Annotated in this window: 10 protein-coding genes; all 10 read left to right on the forward strand. The window is 49.3% G+C overall.

What is annotated here, in order from left to right; all coding sequences use genetic code 11:
• Positions 1-9: 9 nt before the first annotated feature.
• The 10 genes from M5J06_RS06810 (at position 10) to M5J06_RS06855 (ending at position 14,405) form a co-directional block, all read left to right on the forward strand.
• Positions 10-594 carry a hypothetical protein gene (locus M5J06_RS06810; RefSeq protein ID WP_145990289.1) on the forward strand — a complete coding sequence of 195 codons (585 nt, stop codon included), beginning with the start codon at positions 10-12 and terminating at the stop codon, positions 592-594.
• Positions 591-2,669, forward strand: a complete 2,079-nt coding sequence (locus M5J06_RS06815) for a glycosyltransferase (protein WP_250224268.1) — start codon at positions 591-593, stop codon at positions 2,667-2,669. The genes M5J06_RS06810 and M5J06_RS06815 overlap by 4 nt, the downstream gene beginning before the upstream one ends.
• 83 nt (positions 2,670-2,752) lie before the next feature.
• The gene (locus M5J06_RS06820; RefSeq protein ID WP_083304451.1) at positions 2,753-3,688 is read left to right on the forward strand and encodes an ABC transporter permease; all 936 of its coding nucleotides are present in this window, start codon (positions 2,753-2,755) and stop codon (positions 3,686-3,688) included.
• 54 nt (positions 3,689-3,742) lie between these two features.
• Positions 3,743-4,615 carry an ABC transporter ATP-binding protein gene (locus M5J06_RS06825; protein ID WP_083304452.1) on the forward strand — a complete coding sequence of 291 codons (873 nt, stop codon included), beginning with the start codon at positions 3,743-3,745 and terminating at the stop codon, positions 4,613-4,615.
• A 100-nt stretch (positions 4,616-4,715) separates the two neighbouring features.
• Positions 4,716-5,630 (forward strand): hypothetical protein, encoded by a 915-nt coding sequence (locus M5J06_RS06830; protein ID WP_101735530.1) that lies wholly within the window; start codon positions 4,716-4,718, stop codon positions 5,628-5,630.
• A complete protein-coding gene (locus M5J06_RS06835) occupies positions 5,627-7,819 on the forward strand; it encodes a glycosyltransferase (RefSeq protein ID WP_250224269.1) in 2,193 nt (730 codons plus the stop codon). The genes M5J06_RS06830 and M5J06_RS06835 overlap by 4 nt, the downstream gene beginning before the upstream one ends.
• Before the next feature lie 134 nt (positions 7,820-7,953).
• The gene (locus M5J06_RS06840; protein WP_250224270.1) at positions 7,954-10,455 is read left to right on the forward strand and encodes a CgeB family protein; all 2,502 of its coding nucleotides are present in this window, start codon (positions 7,954-7,956) and stop codon (positions 10,453-10,455) included.
• Positions 10,456-10,468: 13 nt separating this feature from the next.
• Positions 10,469-12,421, forward strand: coding sequence for a glycosyltransferase (locus M5J06_RS06845; protein ID WP_250224271.1), 1,953 nt, complete (start codon positions 10,469-10,471; stop codon positions 12,419-12,421).
• Positions 12,422-13,045: 624 nt separating this feature from the next.
• Complete coding sequence (locus tag M5J06_RS06850; RefSeq protein ID WP_250224272.1) at positions 13,046-13,951, forward strand: UTP--glucose-1-phosphate uridylyltransferase; 906 nt, start codon at positions 13,046-13,048, stop codon at positions 13,949-13,951.
• A 289-nt stretch (positions 13,952-14,240) separates the two neighbouring features.
• Positions 14,241-14,405 carry a hypothetical protein gene (locus M5J06_RS06855; RefSeq protein WP_250224273.1) on the forward strand — a complete coding sequence of 55 codons (165 nt, stop codon included), beginning with the start codon at positions 14,241-14,243 and terminating at the stop codon, positions 14,403-14,405.
• Positions 14,406-14,493 lie beyond the last annotated feature (88 nt).

Raw genomic sequence — 14,493 nt, forward strand, 5'->3', positions numbered from 1 at the left:
GGAAAATGGATGAGAGTCAATTCTCTGAGCGATTACCAGCCAGTTGAAACTGAGTTCGCGGTGCTTTTAAGCTCTTCGGAGCAGCTGCTTCCCTTGCCCAAAGGAAACGGTACAGTTGTCTTCTGTTTTAGTGAAAGCGAACTTTTGAAGGCGGGAGAAGCACGAGTTGTACTTATTGATATTTCACCTGAGTTCGCTGAACGCTTGATTGCTCGGTTAGTAAGAGATAGAGGACATGTTGAGTATTGGGCGCCTCGATCAAATGTCACGAATGCTCTTAATTTAATTGGGAACGGTGGGAAACTGAGCGGCTCCCTTGCTATCTCAGGACTGCATGTGTCCGATAGATGGATCCAACTTCGTTTGAGTATCGCAGACAGGGAATCCCGCGAGGTAGAAGATTTTATTAGAGGACTTTCTGCGCCTAATGCTGAAAAGGCCTCCGATAGTTGTAGCAGTGATCAGCGATTAGAGAGCATATCGTTGAGATCGATCTTGATTTCACGCGCAGCGACGCTAGCTAAACCGGTCAAGAGGTTTGTCCCTCCTTTTGCGATTGTAGCGCTATACAAGATTCTTGAAAGGATTCGATGAGCACTTATCGGCCCGGTATTAGCATTATCATTCCCTCGTTCGCTCCGGTATCTACTCAGAGTACGAATTCGGCATTGGTCTTCGCGCTAACTTCGCTTGTGCAGCAAACAGTTTGTACAGAGCTTATTGAGGTGCTTGTAGTGTTCAATGGTCCTGGCGCGCTTAGAATGGAACCAGACTTGTCAGAGCGTTTCCCTGACCTAGACCTAAGGGTATTGCGAACCACATCTCCTGGCGCTGGCCGTGCCCGCAATCTGGGAATTGCGTGTGCAAGCCGTAGTTTCGTTACATTTCTCGACGATGATGACGCATTAGAACCACAGTTCATTGCGACGGGTCTAGAGCACGCTGAGGACGGCGTTTGCGTACTGTTGCCCATCCACGATTCAGTTGATGGCAGCTTTTCCCAGGAGAATTCTCTAAACACCCGTATTTTGGGTCTACGTGGAACTACGGTTCCTGTCGCAACGGCTCCGTGGGCACTTGGATTTAATGCCAGTAAAGTAATTCCTACTGAACTGGCCCAAAGGTATCGCTACAAGGAGACGCTGCGTTCGGGAGAGGATGTAGCGTATTTTGCGCACCTCCTTGAAGTGCCAGGAATGCTGCTAAGGGTACCAAGTAGATATGAGGGAACCGCCTATCTTCGGACGATCCGAGATAGATCAGTGTCGCGTCAAGCAGAAGGTTTCGACTTTAACGTCACTCAGCGTCTCGAATGTATGGCACAGCTTCGGGCCATTCGGGAGTACGACACAAAGACTCATGCGCGACAGAAGCTAGAGGATGCCCAGTTTGGATTCGTTGAGACTTACTTGCGCGACCATCCTAGCGAGATACGCCGTGCCATTGAGACAGCTATAAGTTTGAAAGTCTCGGGCTTAGATTGGGGAGAGCTGCGTCCTGATAAAGCGAAGCGGCTTGTGTTTTCTTACTGTTTCCCGCCATATGCAGACACTTCCGCTAACGTTACAGCCAAGGTGATACGCCAGGATGCTGAATTGGTGGATGTGTTCTCTGCCAACATGAGTCGGGTTCGCGAATATGATGAATCTGCGCGTCTAATTGTCGATCCATATCTTGCTCATGTAGAGGAACTTGACGTGGTTCCTTCCTTCTCCCACTGGAGGGCGATTTGCTCGTATGCTAGCCAAGCTGCGCGAAAAGCTCACAAACAAGCGAAGAGTCGCGGTGGATATGAATCAATGTACTCACGCGCTTTATGGTCTGGATCGCATGTAGCAGCCGCGTTATTCAAGAGCAAGCATCCCGAAACGTACTGGCAGGCGGAATTCTCAGACCCTCTTAGTGTTGGTGTGGATGGTGGCCTCAGACCGGGCAAGCTCACTAGAGGAGTGACGACTTATAGACTCAGAAAGATGATTGAGCGCACCGATTGGGCAGATATTCAGATTGCCACTCATTTTGAGTTAACTGAACTGGTGACTTTTCTATATGCTGACGAAGTTATTTTCACCAATGCCAATCAACAAGAAGTCATGTTGGAACGCTATCCAGCCGATTTAAGGAGATTGGTGCAATCAAAATCGAGAATTCGCCATCAAACGGTTCCTACAGAGGAGATGTACTCCTTGGTCGGGTCAGACTATCGACTTGATCCTGCGCTCATCAATATCGCATACTTCGGCAACTTCTACGTAAACCGAGGTATCGACGACATTTTAACTGCTTTAGCGCACCACCCAGCCCGAGACCGCTTTCGACTACACATTTTCACCTCGAATCCCAATAAGCTACGCCGCGATCTATGGGGACATCCGGCAGAAGAGTGCTTGTGTATCAACGGTTATTTGCCGTACCTGCAGTTCTTAAACCTTTCTACGCGCTTCGATGTCTTGGTCGTAAACGACACTGACACGACTGGTTCCTCGTTTGGCGCTAATCCTTTCCTGCCATCGAAGTATGCTGACTATGCTGGTAGTGGGGTAGACGTTTGGGGAGTCGTCACCGATGACTCGCCATTATCAAAGCTTCCTTTGGCTTTTTCGACGCATGTGGGAAACACAATGCAAGCTCATAACGTTCTCGACCAGCTTCTCAGACAGGCTGAGTAAAATTTCCGGTAGCGATTCATGGAGTGAGGAAAGTCCACGGACCTGCGGATTGTTCGAACAATAAAACTTGGAAGGGCTGATGCATGTTGGCACGTCACAAATTACGTGGTTCAAAAACCTCTCAGCGAGGAGTTGAGGAACTGAATGCCGAAGTAGCACGACATGAAGGCCGCGTACAAATAGTCAATCCTGAGGGTCTTCGCCCACTGGCTACGCGACCGACTCTGGCTGAGTATATCGTGAAGCTAACTGGAAGGCGACACTTCATCATTGCGGACGCTCGAGCCAAGGCATTGCGTACGACGAGGGATTACCGGCTTTGGCAACTATGGCTAGTGCTAAACCCCCTGTTTGACGTAGCACTATATGGGTTCCTATTTGGACTATTATTGAAAACTTCTCGTGACGTTGAGAATTTCATTGGGTTTTTGTTTATTGGAATCATCTTCATGTCGATGATTACTGGACTTATGACTGCCGGAATCCGCTTAATGCAGTCGTCAAAGGCTATGATTCGTGCCTTTCAATTTCCGCGAGCATCAATTCCCTTTGCAGTAACAATACGTTCTCTAATAGATAATCTCTTACCAGGCTTTGTTGCGCTCCTAGTGGCTTTTCTTTTTCAGTGGGGAACCTGGCCCTCGTGGACGATAGTTCTTGTGATCCCGTTGTTTCTCATGATCCATGTATTTGGTTGTGGACTGATGATGATAACTGCACGTCTAACAGCACAGATACCAGAAACTAAAACTATCATGGGACTCGTAACCCAAGGGCTCTTCTTTTTATCGGGTGTAATGTTTTCAATTGACAGATTTGCCGAGCATTCGGCAATTCATCAGCTCATGTCCGCCAATCCATGCTACGTATTTCTGACAGCAATTCGAGACTGCACTATCTATCGAACGGCTCCTAACCTAGCCACATGGGCCGAACTCTTGGCGTGGAGTATAAGTATCTTTGTCATTGGCTTCGTGTTCTTTTGGCAGGCTGAAGATAAATACGTCCGACTTGTTTAATTGTTGTCGCTTGAGCCTCTGCAGAAAAACACAAATTGAGTAGATAGTTCGAAGATGTATAAGCGTAGGAAGCAAGATGCTGAAATGAAGCCTGAAATAGACATCAATTACATTGAACAGGCGAACGTAGTTGTTGATAATGTGTCGAAGCGATATGTGATTAGCCAGGGGCGTTCCTCAGACGCGAGCATGACGCGCGTCGGCCGTGGAAAAACTGTGGTTGACGCAATAGTCGGTGCTTCACTAATTGCACTTCCCGGCGAGTCAATCGGAATTATTGGGCTGAATGGCTCGGGAAAGTCGACGTTGCTAAGCATGATTGCAGGTGGTTTAGCCCCCACCTCTGGGCGTATTCTCACGCGTTCTCAACCCACGCTTATGGGAGTGTCTCCAGCTCTACAGCCGGACCTTTCTGGTGAACATAATATCTATTTGGGTTGTCTGGCACTGGGGATGAGCCCAAAGGACGCGAGGCTTCAAATCAGTGAGATCGCGGAATGGACCGAACTGGGCGAAGCGATTAAACGGCCAATGAAAACCTATTCATCTGGAATGTCGGCCCGCCTGTCGTTTGCCATTTCCACAGCAGTGCGTCCCGACATTCTAATGATTGACGAGGCCCTGTCAACTGGTGATGCGGCATTTGGAGCTAAGGCTTCCGCTAGGATGCATGAGCTATTAGATCGTGCCGGAAATCTCTTTTTAGTGTCTCACGCACTCGGCGAGGTAGAGCGGAACTGTGATCGAGCAATCTGGATCTCTAAAGGCCGCATTATTGCTGATGGTCATACTGACATTGTTGCATCCCAATATCGGGAATGGGCGAAGCTGATGGGGCGTGAAAACAAAGACCCCGCTCATCAGTATATCGAGGAACTTGCCAAGCTGTATAAGGCCCCACTGATATTGTTAGATCGAGCACCGTAATTGAAGACCTAGAAACATGTGGTACTCAACCCCGTGACTGCCGCTAGTTTTGAAAAGAGGCAGGAACTGAGCAACGGGAGACTAAGAATGAGGTTACGGCGTGGTTGAATTTTTCCAGCGCGGTCGTGGGATGACAATCCTTTGTGTAGCGGTAGCAGGGTTGTTGGCGATTACGATTGTCATTGAGGATGGTTACTGCCGAAAAGCTATATTTTTGTTGGCTCTAGTCATTGGGCTCTTCTTAACTGCAATGTGGATTTCTTCGTCTAAGAAGTCCGAAGGTACTGGCCGCGACGCTTTGAGGAGGATCCAGCATTTGGAAAGTTTGATTGCGGAAATGCTTGCCAACGAGGAGCCACAACGACAAGGGAACCAAAAGAGAGTCTTAAGGGCGTTGAACCAACAGTACCTCTCTCCGGGCATGATTGAAGAAAGAAGTGACGCCGCAAACAATGGACTATTCTTTGCACCTGGGGCAGTTCCGTCAGTGAAAATAGTGGGGAGGCCTACATCTCACCAGCCGGGTCGTATAGCAGCTGAGCAAACGATGGAAAGCGATGGCTTTGAGATTTTGAAAGGGTTGATGGATGCTGATTCTTCCGCACGGAGCCGCGGCATTGAATTAATAGGATCCGCAACAATTGAATCTGGGCTCAGTCCACTCGGGAACGTCCGGCGGTTCTTCGCACCTCACCAGCTTGGGGAGCCGCATCCGCTGACTGCGTATTTAGTCATCGATGAAGAAGAGCTTCAAAGGGGACTTTGGGCTGGGACTCTGAACACACAAGCTACCAAGAGTTTTTCCGCGTTGGCCAATTACATTCGCAAAGCAAAACAAGTTGGGGTAGTCGTCATTGTCGTGCAGGCAGCAGCCCGTGATCATTTTTCTAATGAATTGAGAGAACTAGCAACGGTGGTAGTCACGAATGGAAAGCCGAGATGGGGGTGGGGTGAAGATGTCAATCTTCCGGTACTCACCAAAATTGCTGAGCTCTTAGGGGCGGATAGGAAATGAACTCTGTTGTTTTATATGGAGATGTAAACGCAAACATAGTCGATGGCTCATCAACTTGGCTCGTATCGCTAGCGCGTGTACTTTCGCACATCGTTGACCGCGTGCATCTAGTCCTAAAATGTCAAGTTGAAAACGATACACTGCTCCAATCGCTAGTCGGGATTAATAATGTCTCCATTTATGAACCGGAAGATTGTACTGCTAGCAAAGGAATGGCCCCGGAAAAGGCCGCTGCATTTTTGCAGAAGATAGTTGAGGAACAATCAGCAACTATCGTCATTGCACGTGGTTTAAGCATTTGCTATGAAATAAGCAGGATCGACGGTCTGGCGCCGCTTTTGTGGGCATATGTTACAGATATTCCGTACCCTACTGATAAGCTTTCTGTATCTAATATCTCTCAATTGGAACAGATTGCTCGTTCTTCCTGCCGAATATTTGCTCAAACCGAGGCAGCTCGTTCTTATTGGGAAGCAGTGGTCCCGCTTTCTGCTGGAAAGACGGTTCTCATGCCGCCGATGATTCCCGATGAAGCATTCTCGTCTCCCGATGAAAAAGACGCCTACAATGGACGTCGTCCGTTGCGAATCGTTTACGCGGGAAAACTCGCTTCAGGATGGCGCACATTAGAGATGTTGGAGCTACCCCGAGAACTCGGAAAGCTGGGAGTCCCTGCGACCCTAGAAGTGATCGTCGCAAAAATTGATGGTGGTTCAGCTGCTCCGGAGTGGGAGCATACAATGCGCCGTGCTCTTGAGGAGGCTGACTCTGATCCATCAAGTGGCGTCAAATGGTATGGAGTACTGCCACGAGACGAAGTAATCAAACGCATTGGTAATTCAGATATTGGGTATGGTTGTAGAACCGAAAATTTAGATTCTAGCTTGGAAGTATCAACCAAGGCTTTGGAATATGGGGCGGCTAGCGCAGCGCCGTTGATCAATCGCACTCAAGACCATTGTGAGATTTGGGGGGAAGGATACCCCTTCTTTGTCGACGCTGTAGATACGATAAGCACCATTGCGCAGAGGATCGTTTCTGCGTTGCCCGAGCTTTCAAAGGCGCAGACTGCTGCGTGGCGTGCAAGCGAGCATTTTTCGATGAGGGCTGCCATTAGCCGCTTAGAACGTGCTTTTTCGCGCGCAATCGATACCCCAGTGCCGGACCCAGATTTTGTGGAGGGGCCGGTCCGTATTGTCGTAGCATCTCATGACCTAAAATTTATGGGTGAATTGATGGAGCACTTAATGCGATCGGATAGGTACGAGGTGAGGCAGGACCCCTGGAAGACCCTCCACGAACACGACGAACTCCTAAGCGAGGAGCTCGTTGAATGGGCTGACGTGGTATTTTGTGAGTGGGCTGGTCCAGCGCTTGAATGGTACTCGAAGAATTGCCAGCCATCGACTCAACTCGTTTCAAGGCTTCACCGTTTTGAGCTTGAAGGACCTTGGATGGATCAGGTCCTTTGGGAAAGAGTCGACTCAATGATATTTGTTTCAGAATGGGTCAGGCGAACGGCTGTAGCAAAGTTTGGGATGCAGGGTGTGGAGACGGCGGTAATTCCCAACTCTATTGATTTAGACGATTTCGATAGACCGAAAGTCCGCAATGCTGAGTTTACAATTGGAATGGTCGGCTATGTTCCGTTCCTTAAGCGGCCAGATAGGGCTCTAGATTTAATTGAGTCAGTTATCAGAGAGGATCCCCGCTACACACTTAGATTCAAGGGAAGGTTTCCTTGGGAGTACCCCCATGTATGGGATGATCCCCTGCAAAAGCAGCTATACCTAGAGTTCTTTAATCGTATTGCCTCATCGAGAGCTTTAAAAGAACACGTTGCGTTTGATGGTTTCACCGCAGACATAGCTTCTTGGTATCGAGGAATAGGGTACATTCTATCGCCTAGCGAACTAGAAAGTTTTCATCTTGCGCCTGCAGAAGCAATGGCTAGTCGGTGTGTACCGCTGCTGTGGGATAGGGAAGGCGTTGAGGATATATTCGGTCCTTTTGCGTCCGAAACAGGGACAGCTAAAGCAGTGGAAACGATTCTTGAAAGCGGAGAAAGGGGTGCGTTCCCCTCCATGGGTAGTCGGGCACGCGAATACTCTTCCAAATGGGATAAAGAAGTGGTTATGTCTCAGTGGGACGAAGTTCTATGTAAAAGAATTGGCTCCAATGGGGCGTAGAACATAAGGCAAGACGAAACACACTGGGTTTCGTTGTTTGGAGATCGTCTGCAAATCCGTCTACCGAATGAGTTGCCGGAAAGGGTTTGCAGTGGGAGAATCGTATTCAAGCAACGTACGTAGCTAACCATGGAATGGCAAACTGGATTGTGAAGAAACCAAAGTTTTTTGTATTTAATGTTGGTCTGTTCGTTTTCGGAACACTGCTGCTACTTTTGGCAGCGCTCCTGGGGCGTGCAGAAGTTGACTCAACATTAACATTGGCGATTTTGTTGTTGGGCGGAGTTGCCATTGCGGGTGGTGTGGTCGCGTACCTTACACGTCAGGAGCGGCAGAACCAACGCACCAACGCGAAGCTGTTGCAAATGTGGGAGTCTGAAAGGGCGGTGCAGGGCTCAAGCTTTAAGGACTCTCAGCCGGTTCGTAGCGTGGGTGGTAGAAGCTCCCAGATTGCGATTGAGCTTCGACAAGCCCTCGCCGAATCAGGGCTTCTTACCAAAGCCGAAGCGCTAGAGATGCTTACTAGGGTTAAGTCTTCCCGTATTCCTGAGAATAAAGGAGCTGCTAATGGCAGTGTCCAAATAGCGCAAGCTTTGGAAGCTGATTTGCGGACTTCCGCAAGGGACAATCGGGAAAGGCCTGAGTACTCGATCAGACCTACCTCAGGCGAAGACATTGGAATTGTCCAGCGCACGCCCAAACAAACGGTGCGAAAGCTCGGTGTTAAGATTGCTCCCAACCTACCTGCGTATGACTTTCTCGAGCTGGCCGATGAGCCTCTCAAGGCTTCATTGGAAGTATCTAATTGTAACCGAGCCGACGTTCGGATCACTGTCGGATCTCCGAATGGCTTCTCAGAGCGTCGCGCGGCTGTCCTAGCGGTCGCTGCTTTCGACCAGTACGGTAACCAAATCGAACATCGTGTTCTTAATAGTTACAGTGACAAGTTTGGTTATTTCTCATACTTGGCTGCCGACGGGGAGCGTCTTGAAAATTGTGTCACCTTGTCGATTCCGGTTCAAGCTAAAGTTCTGGAACTAGAGATACATAGATGGGCAGGCTCGGTCGAAATAAGTAATGACTTGACCATTAGTTTGACTGAGCAGAATACGTCCTGGAATACACGACGTAAAGCAACTGATGTTAAAGTCGCAGCTATTCTGGACGAGTTTTCAAGTAACTGTTTCCGCTACGAGTGTGAAATGATTTCCCTCTCTCCTGAGAAGTGGAAAGAACAAATGGATGATTTTCAACCAGATGTCTTCCTTTGTGAATCTGCTTGGAGCGGTGCTGATTCAGATTCGCGTCCTTGGAAGGGGCGGGTTTATTCGTCGTCGAATTTCCCGAACGAAAATCGTCGTGAACTCCTTGATATCCTCGAATACTGTAAACGCCGTAATATTCCTACTGTATTTTGGAATAAAGAGGATCCGTCTCACTATGACGACAAGCGGCATAATTTTGTAGATACCGCGCTCAAGTTTGATCATATTTTCACCACGGATTTGGCATCAGTAAACAGGTATAAAAAGGAATATGCTCATCCAAGCGTCAACGTTTTGCCCTTTGCAGTGCAACCTCGCCTGTTCAATCCCCTCGAAAGCGGTGACCGTAGTAAAGCCGTGAACTTCGCAGGCGGCTGGTATTCGAATCATACTTCGCGCTGTGAGGCGATGGATCGGATGTTCAATTCGGTGATGGAATCGGAGTTTAACCTACAGATTTTCGATAGATTCTACGGTGGCTCGGACGAGAGCCATTTTTACCCAGAAGAATTCCGTACTTTCATCAAGCCTGCAGTTCCAAATGACCGTGTCGCCGAGGTGTACAAGGGCTCGGAGATCGGTATGACAATCAACACCGAGACGAAATCACCGACGATGTTCGCTCGACGGATTTTTGAGCTGATGGCTTGCAATACATATGTTGTCTCCAACTTTTCTGAAGGCGTCTTTGATTACTTTGGAAACGACGTGCTGTACCTCGATCGGAATCCTGACGGACTAAAGAATCTGTCCGAAGAGCAAAAGCGCCTCAGTAAGGAGAAAAATCTCATAAAGGTCTTGAAGGATCACACCTACAAGAAGCGTTTTGAGCAGATTCTCGATACCGTGAAAGTTTCGTATCAGAAGAGCGAGCAGGCGGGGGCTTTTATTGTCTCCACATCTAATTGGGAAGAAACAGAAAAGGCGTTCGATGCACTAACCTTGATGGACAATTGGCGAGGCCCAAAGGTTATCCTTCTTGACGCCAGTGTCGATAACCTTACTTACGCCGATGCATTGACCAAATGGAATAGACATGGCGTCCGAGTCGTATTTGAAAAGCTTCTGCTCAATGGCGAGTGCTCCGTCGACGAGGTATTTGATCGTTTCGAATATGGCGTCCTAGTGAATGCCAGTGATTTCTTCGAGCGTGGGCTGGACAAGGCCGCGATAGAGAGGATGGCGTTGCACAGTCAATACATCGATTTGCCTATTGTTTCTAGAACATCAGTCGACTCGACAAAGACTGATCAAACTTATCGAATAGTCTCAACTCCGGCAGAAAGTCCTTTTCTCGTATCGCAGTTGAGTTTGCCTTCAGTCTTGGAAAGCCGAGTCAAAGGCAAAGACGTGCAAGCTTACTGTGTTTAAGTCAGGGTGAAGAATGGAACCGTTACTAAGTATCATCGTCCCAAGCTACAACGTTAGTAGTAAAATATTTGATTGCTTTTCATCGCTCGACGCGTTGAAGAAGCGTGTAGAGGATCTCGAAGTTATCTTCGCAGACGACAAGTCTACGGATGATACATACGACAAGGTGCTGGAGTTCTCCTCTACCCGAGATTGGGTAACATGTTTCCAGCTGCCTGCTAATACTGGTACCCCTTCTGTGCCTAGGAATCAGGCCTTGAAGGTTGCAAAGGGCAAGTATGTGTTCCACTTGGATTCGGACGACAAGATTCTTGCGGACGGTATCTTGGCTGAGCTTTCATTAGCGGAGCGTACCCAAGCAGATGTGGTACGAGCACCTCTACTGAGATTCGACGGACGTTCTGAATTAAAGATGAACGTTATTCCTGATTGGGATGAATCAATGCCGCGTATCGAGCGGGTGCGGCGTGTAGTCCGGTACCACAGCACAACAGTTTGCGGACTCTATCGGCGGAAGTTCATGATGGATGAAGGCCTCGAATGGCCGGAGGACCTACGCCTGGCTGAAGATGCCATTTTCTTATATAAGGCTTTGGTTAAAGCGAATGTTCAATACTCTGCTGAGCCAGATTTCCGCTACAACACTGTAAAAGTCGGGACTAAGTCTTCAAGTACTCAGCAGTATCAGAAGCGTGAGTTGGATAATCACTTATCGGCTTGGCGTCGATCGGCAGACATCCTTTCAACCATTGGTATTGACTATTTCGGTCTCCGGGGGCAGATTGCTCTTCAAGCTGCGTTCCAGAATATGATTCGTTATAACCAAGGCGGTTTTGCCGAGGAAGATTTTCGCCGTCTAAGTGATTTTCTAAACGAATTTGAACCGCAGGTTCGCGCCTTTACATACGGTCCACGTTTTGCTCAGCTAAGAGACTTTGTGCTCGACGGGAAGTATGCCGAATTCCAAGAAGCCATTAAGATTCGACTGCTCATTGCTGGCTATGATCTTCGGTTCATTCTTCCGGCTGTGCCTGAACTGTCCAAGTATTATCAAGTTTGCGTGGATGAATGGACTGGGCATGACTCGCATGATGAAGAGCGAAGCCGCCGCTTGCTCGATTGGGCTGATTCAATCCACTGCGAATGGATGCTTGGCAATGCAGTGTGGTACTCGAAGAACAAAAATCCACGTCAATCACTGGCTGTTCGGCTCCATAGATTTGAAACCACGAAGGACTATGGTAACCAGCTCGACAGAGCTGCTGTGGATAAAGTGATTACAATTGCTCCTGGAATGTTTGAGGAAACGCAGTCTGTTTTTGGATTTGATCGGGAAATAGTCACTTATGTTCCGAACTATATCCAGACGTCTGAGTACATGACTAGTTCAGACCCTGCCAAAGTTTTCAATCTTGTGATGGTTGGAAGCATTCCGATTCGTAAAGGCTATAGGAGAGCATTGGAGCTCTTGCGGCAGCTTAAAGAGGTAGATCCGCGCTATTCACTGACGGTGTTTGGGCGCCGACCGGACGAGTTGGGCTGGGTCATCAATGATCCGGCCGAACGTGAATACTTCTCGGAATGTGAGCGGTTTATTGAGCGTAATGGGCTCGGCTCTGCTGTTCATTTCCAGGGGTGGGTCGACACAAAGACCGAACTGGCAGATAAAGGGTTTGTTCTTTCGCTTAGTGATGCCGAAGGATCTCACGTTGCGGCTGCCGAGGGATTTGCAGCATCAAACATCACTCTTCTTCGTCCATGGGCTGGTGCAGAATACATGTACCCGAATCAGTATATTTTCGATTCCTTGGCAGATATGCGCGACTATGTTTTGGAGTGTCGAGACTACGAGGTCTTTAAAGCTCGAGCCAAGGAAGGTAGGGACTATGTTGAAGATCGCTATCGCATGGAAAGGTTTATCGAGCTTTATACATCGACCATGCCGATCCCGCACAGTGTTCCATAGTTAGTTTTCTTTAGGAACCGGCGTAGGTAATTCGATGTATGACACCGTTTCGTAAGTTCGGGCGGCGCGGGAGAACCTAGTTTAGGACAGTCTCCCGCGCCGGTTCTCGGGCTTGTTTACTGCCGCGCCACCTGAGTAGATAAGGTTGAACGGATCCTACGGGTTGTAGAGTAACCGATTTCGAATTGCAGAACATTTAACAGCTTGTGGTTGGTATCGCAACCGCAGGCTTCTCTTGCGATCTTTGCTGACAGGGGACCAATAGAACTGTAGTAATACCTCTCATGAGTGTTGATTTCCTTCTAGTGTTAGCTGTCAATTCTGGCAGCAAGGCTCCTTGTGGTGTCGGTTGAGCTAACGAAGGATAAGCGCAGATGTCTTCCTTGTAGTATTTGAAATAGTAAGAGCGCTTTTCCTTAAAGTTCTTTGTTAAGAAACGTCTGCGAATGGGAGACTTTTCGCATACGAGCAAAGACGACTTTTGCGGTTAGCTCTTGATGCGTCAGGTCGTGGCCACTCGCAACGGGGCGGCTCGAGGCGTCGCTAAGCATGGCTGCGTGAGAGGGAAAATCGCGCGACTATCCCAAAGCAGAGAGTTAATGTGACGTCCTCTAAGATTGCTCTATGGCTAACTTGACTTCTGTCCGCACTGTTGTTGTCCCCGCAGCTGGTATGGGTACGCGTTTCCTTCCCGCTACCAAGACTGTTCCGAAGGAACTTCTGCCAGTCGTGGATACCCCGGGTATTGAGATGATTGCGGAGGAGGCCGCAGGGGCCGGGGCGACGAGGTTGGCAATTGTAACCTCGCCCCGCAAAGACGAAGTGATGCGGCACTTTGATGAGTTCCCGGAACTTGTGGAAACACTCCGCGCTCGTGGCAAGGATGAGCAGGCGGTAAAGGTTGAGCGTGCTGCGCAGATTATTCAGCCGGTGGCTGTTGTGCAGGACAAGCCTTTGGGATTGGGTCATGCGGTAGGCTTGGCTGAGGGGGTGCTCGATGAGGACGAGGATTTCTTTGCCGTCATGCTTCCGGATGATGTCATCGAGCCCACTGCTGCTATGAGTGAGATGATTCGCGTTCGCCAAGAGCGCGGAGGATCGGTGCTCCTAGCGGTTGAAGTGGAGCCCGACCATGTATCCAACTATGGCGTGTTTGATATTGAGAGCACTGACAATGACCGCGTAAAGAAGGTCGTGGGCATGGTAGAAAAGCCCGCGGTGGAGGATGCGCCCTCAAATCTAGCGGCTACTGGGCGCTACCTGTTGGATCGGGCGATTTTTGATGCTCTGCGGCGCATCGTTCCGGGGAAGGGGGGAGAGCTTCAGTTAACCGACGCAATTGATTTGCTTATCTCCGAAGGCCACCCTGTCCACGTTGTTGTACACGACGGTATTCGCCACGACCTAGGAAATCCCGCCGGCTTTATCCCAGCGAGTGTGGAGTTTGGTTTGCGCCACCCGAAGTATGGGCCAACTCTTTTCCGCGATATTGAGGCGATTATGGAGAAGTACCGGCCACAGTTGGGGTAGCGAATAGTGTCGCATCCCCTGATCTATTAGATCTGGCGTACGCCTAATCAATACTCTCTAAACTTGCCAGAAACGTGCGCTGCCGCTCACCGGTGGTGGGGTGGCGTTCGCTATGGCGGCGCTTGGCCGGACTCATGCGTTTATTGCTGGGTGGGCGCTTACGCTGGGGTTCTCGTGCGTCGTCGCGTTGAATGCGTCGGCGGTTACACTCGTCTTCCGCGTCACGTTTCCTGAATTGGTCATGAGGGGCGCGCTTTCAGTTCGGTTCCAGTTCTTTGCCGTTGTACTCATGATTGTGGCGGTAGTGGTCATCGTGGCGTCGATGGCGATTTATTACATCGCTGAGCGTCCCGAGCTTGCCCCCGCTTTCCCAGTCGACGTCCCACTGGTGGCGGCGATTGCGACCATCATCGGTCTTGCTGTTCAGAAGACTGAAATGGTAGCGGTGTGGTGAGTATCTGGTAGCGCCTGAGTGAGTATCCGGTAGCGGTGTCTTACTCAGGCGTTGTTGGTGGTTATGTGTTGGTGGTGAGGCGCATGTT

Origin of the sequence: Corynebacterium intestinale (assembly GCF_023574125.1) — a bacterium.
GTDB classification, from domain to species: domain Bacteria; phylum Actinomycetota; class Actinomycetes; order Mycobacteriales; family Mycobacteriaceae; genus Corynebacterium; species Corynebacterium hesseae.

What these genes read in the sequence shown, in the direction of transcription:
- M5J06_RS06810 (WP_145990289.1), top strand. Translation starts at nt 10, where the DNA reads ATGAGAGTCAATTCTCTGAGCGATTACCAGCCAGTTGAAACTGAGTTC.
- M5J06_RS06815 (WP_250224268.1), top strand. Translation starts at nt 591, where the DNA reads ATGAGCACTTATCGGCCCGGTATTAGCATTATCATTCCCTCGTTCGCT.
- M5J06_RS06820 (WP_083304451.1), top strand. Translation starts at nt 2,753, where the DNA reads ATGTTGGCACGTCACAAATTACGTGGTTCAAAAACCTCTCAGCGAGGA.
- M5J06_RS06825 (WP_083304452.1), top strand. Translation starts at nt 3,743, where the DNA reads ATGTATAAGCGTAGGAAGCAAGATGCTGAAATGAAGCCTGAAATAGAC.
- M5J06_RS06835 (WP_250224269.1), top strand. Translation starts at nt 5,627, where the DNA reads ATGAACTCTGTTGTTTTATATGGAGATGTAAACGCAAACATAGTCGAT.
- M5J06_RS06840 (WP_250224270.1), top strand. Translation starts at nt 7,954, where the DNA reads ATGGCAAACTGGATTGTGAAGAAACCAAAGTTTTTTGTATTTAATGTT.
- M5J06_RS06845 (WP_250224271.1), top strand. Translation starts at nt 10,469, where the DNA reads ATGGAACCGTTACTAAGTATCATCGTCCCAAGCTACAACGTTAGTAGT.
- M5J06_RS06850 (WP_250224272.1), top strand. Translation starts at nt 13,046, where the DNA reads ATGGCTAACTTGACTTCTGTCCGCACTGTTGTTGTCCCCGCAGCTGGT.
- M5J06_RS06855 (WP_250224273.1), top strand. Translation starts at nt 14,241, where the DNA reads ATGATTGTGGCGGTAGTGGTCATCGTGGCGTCGATGGCGATTTATTAC.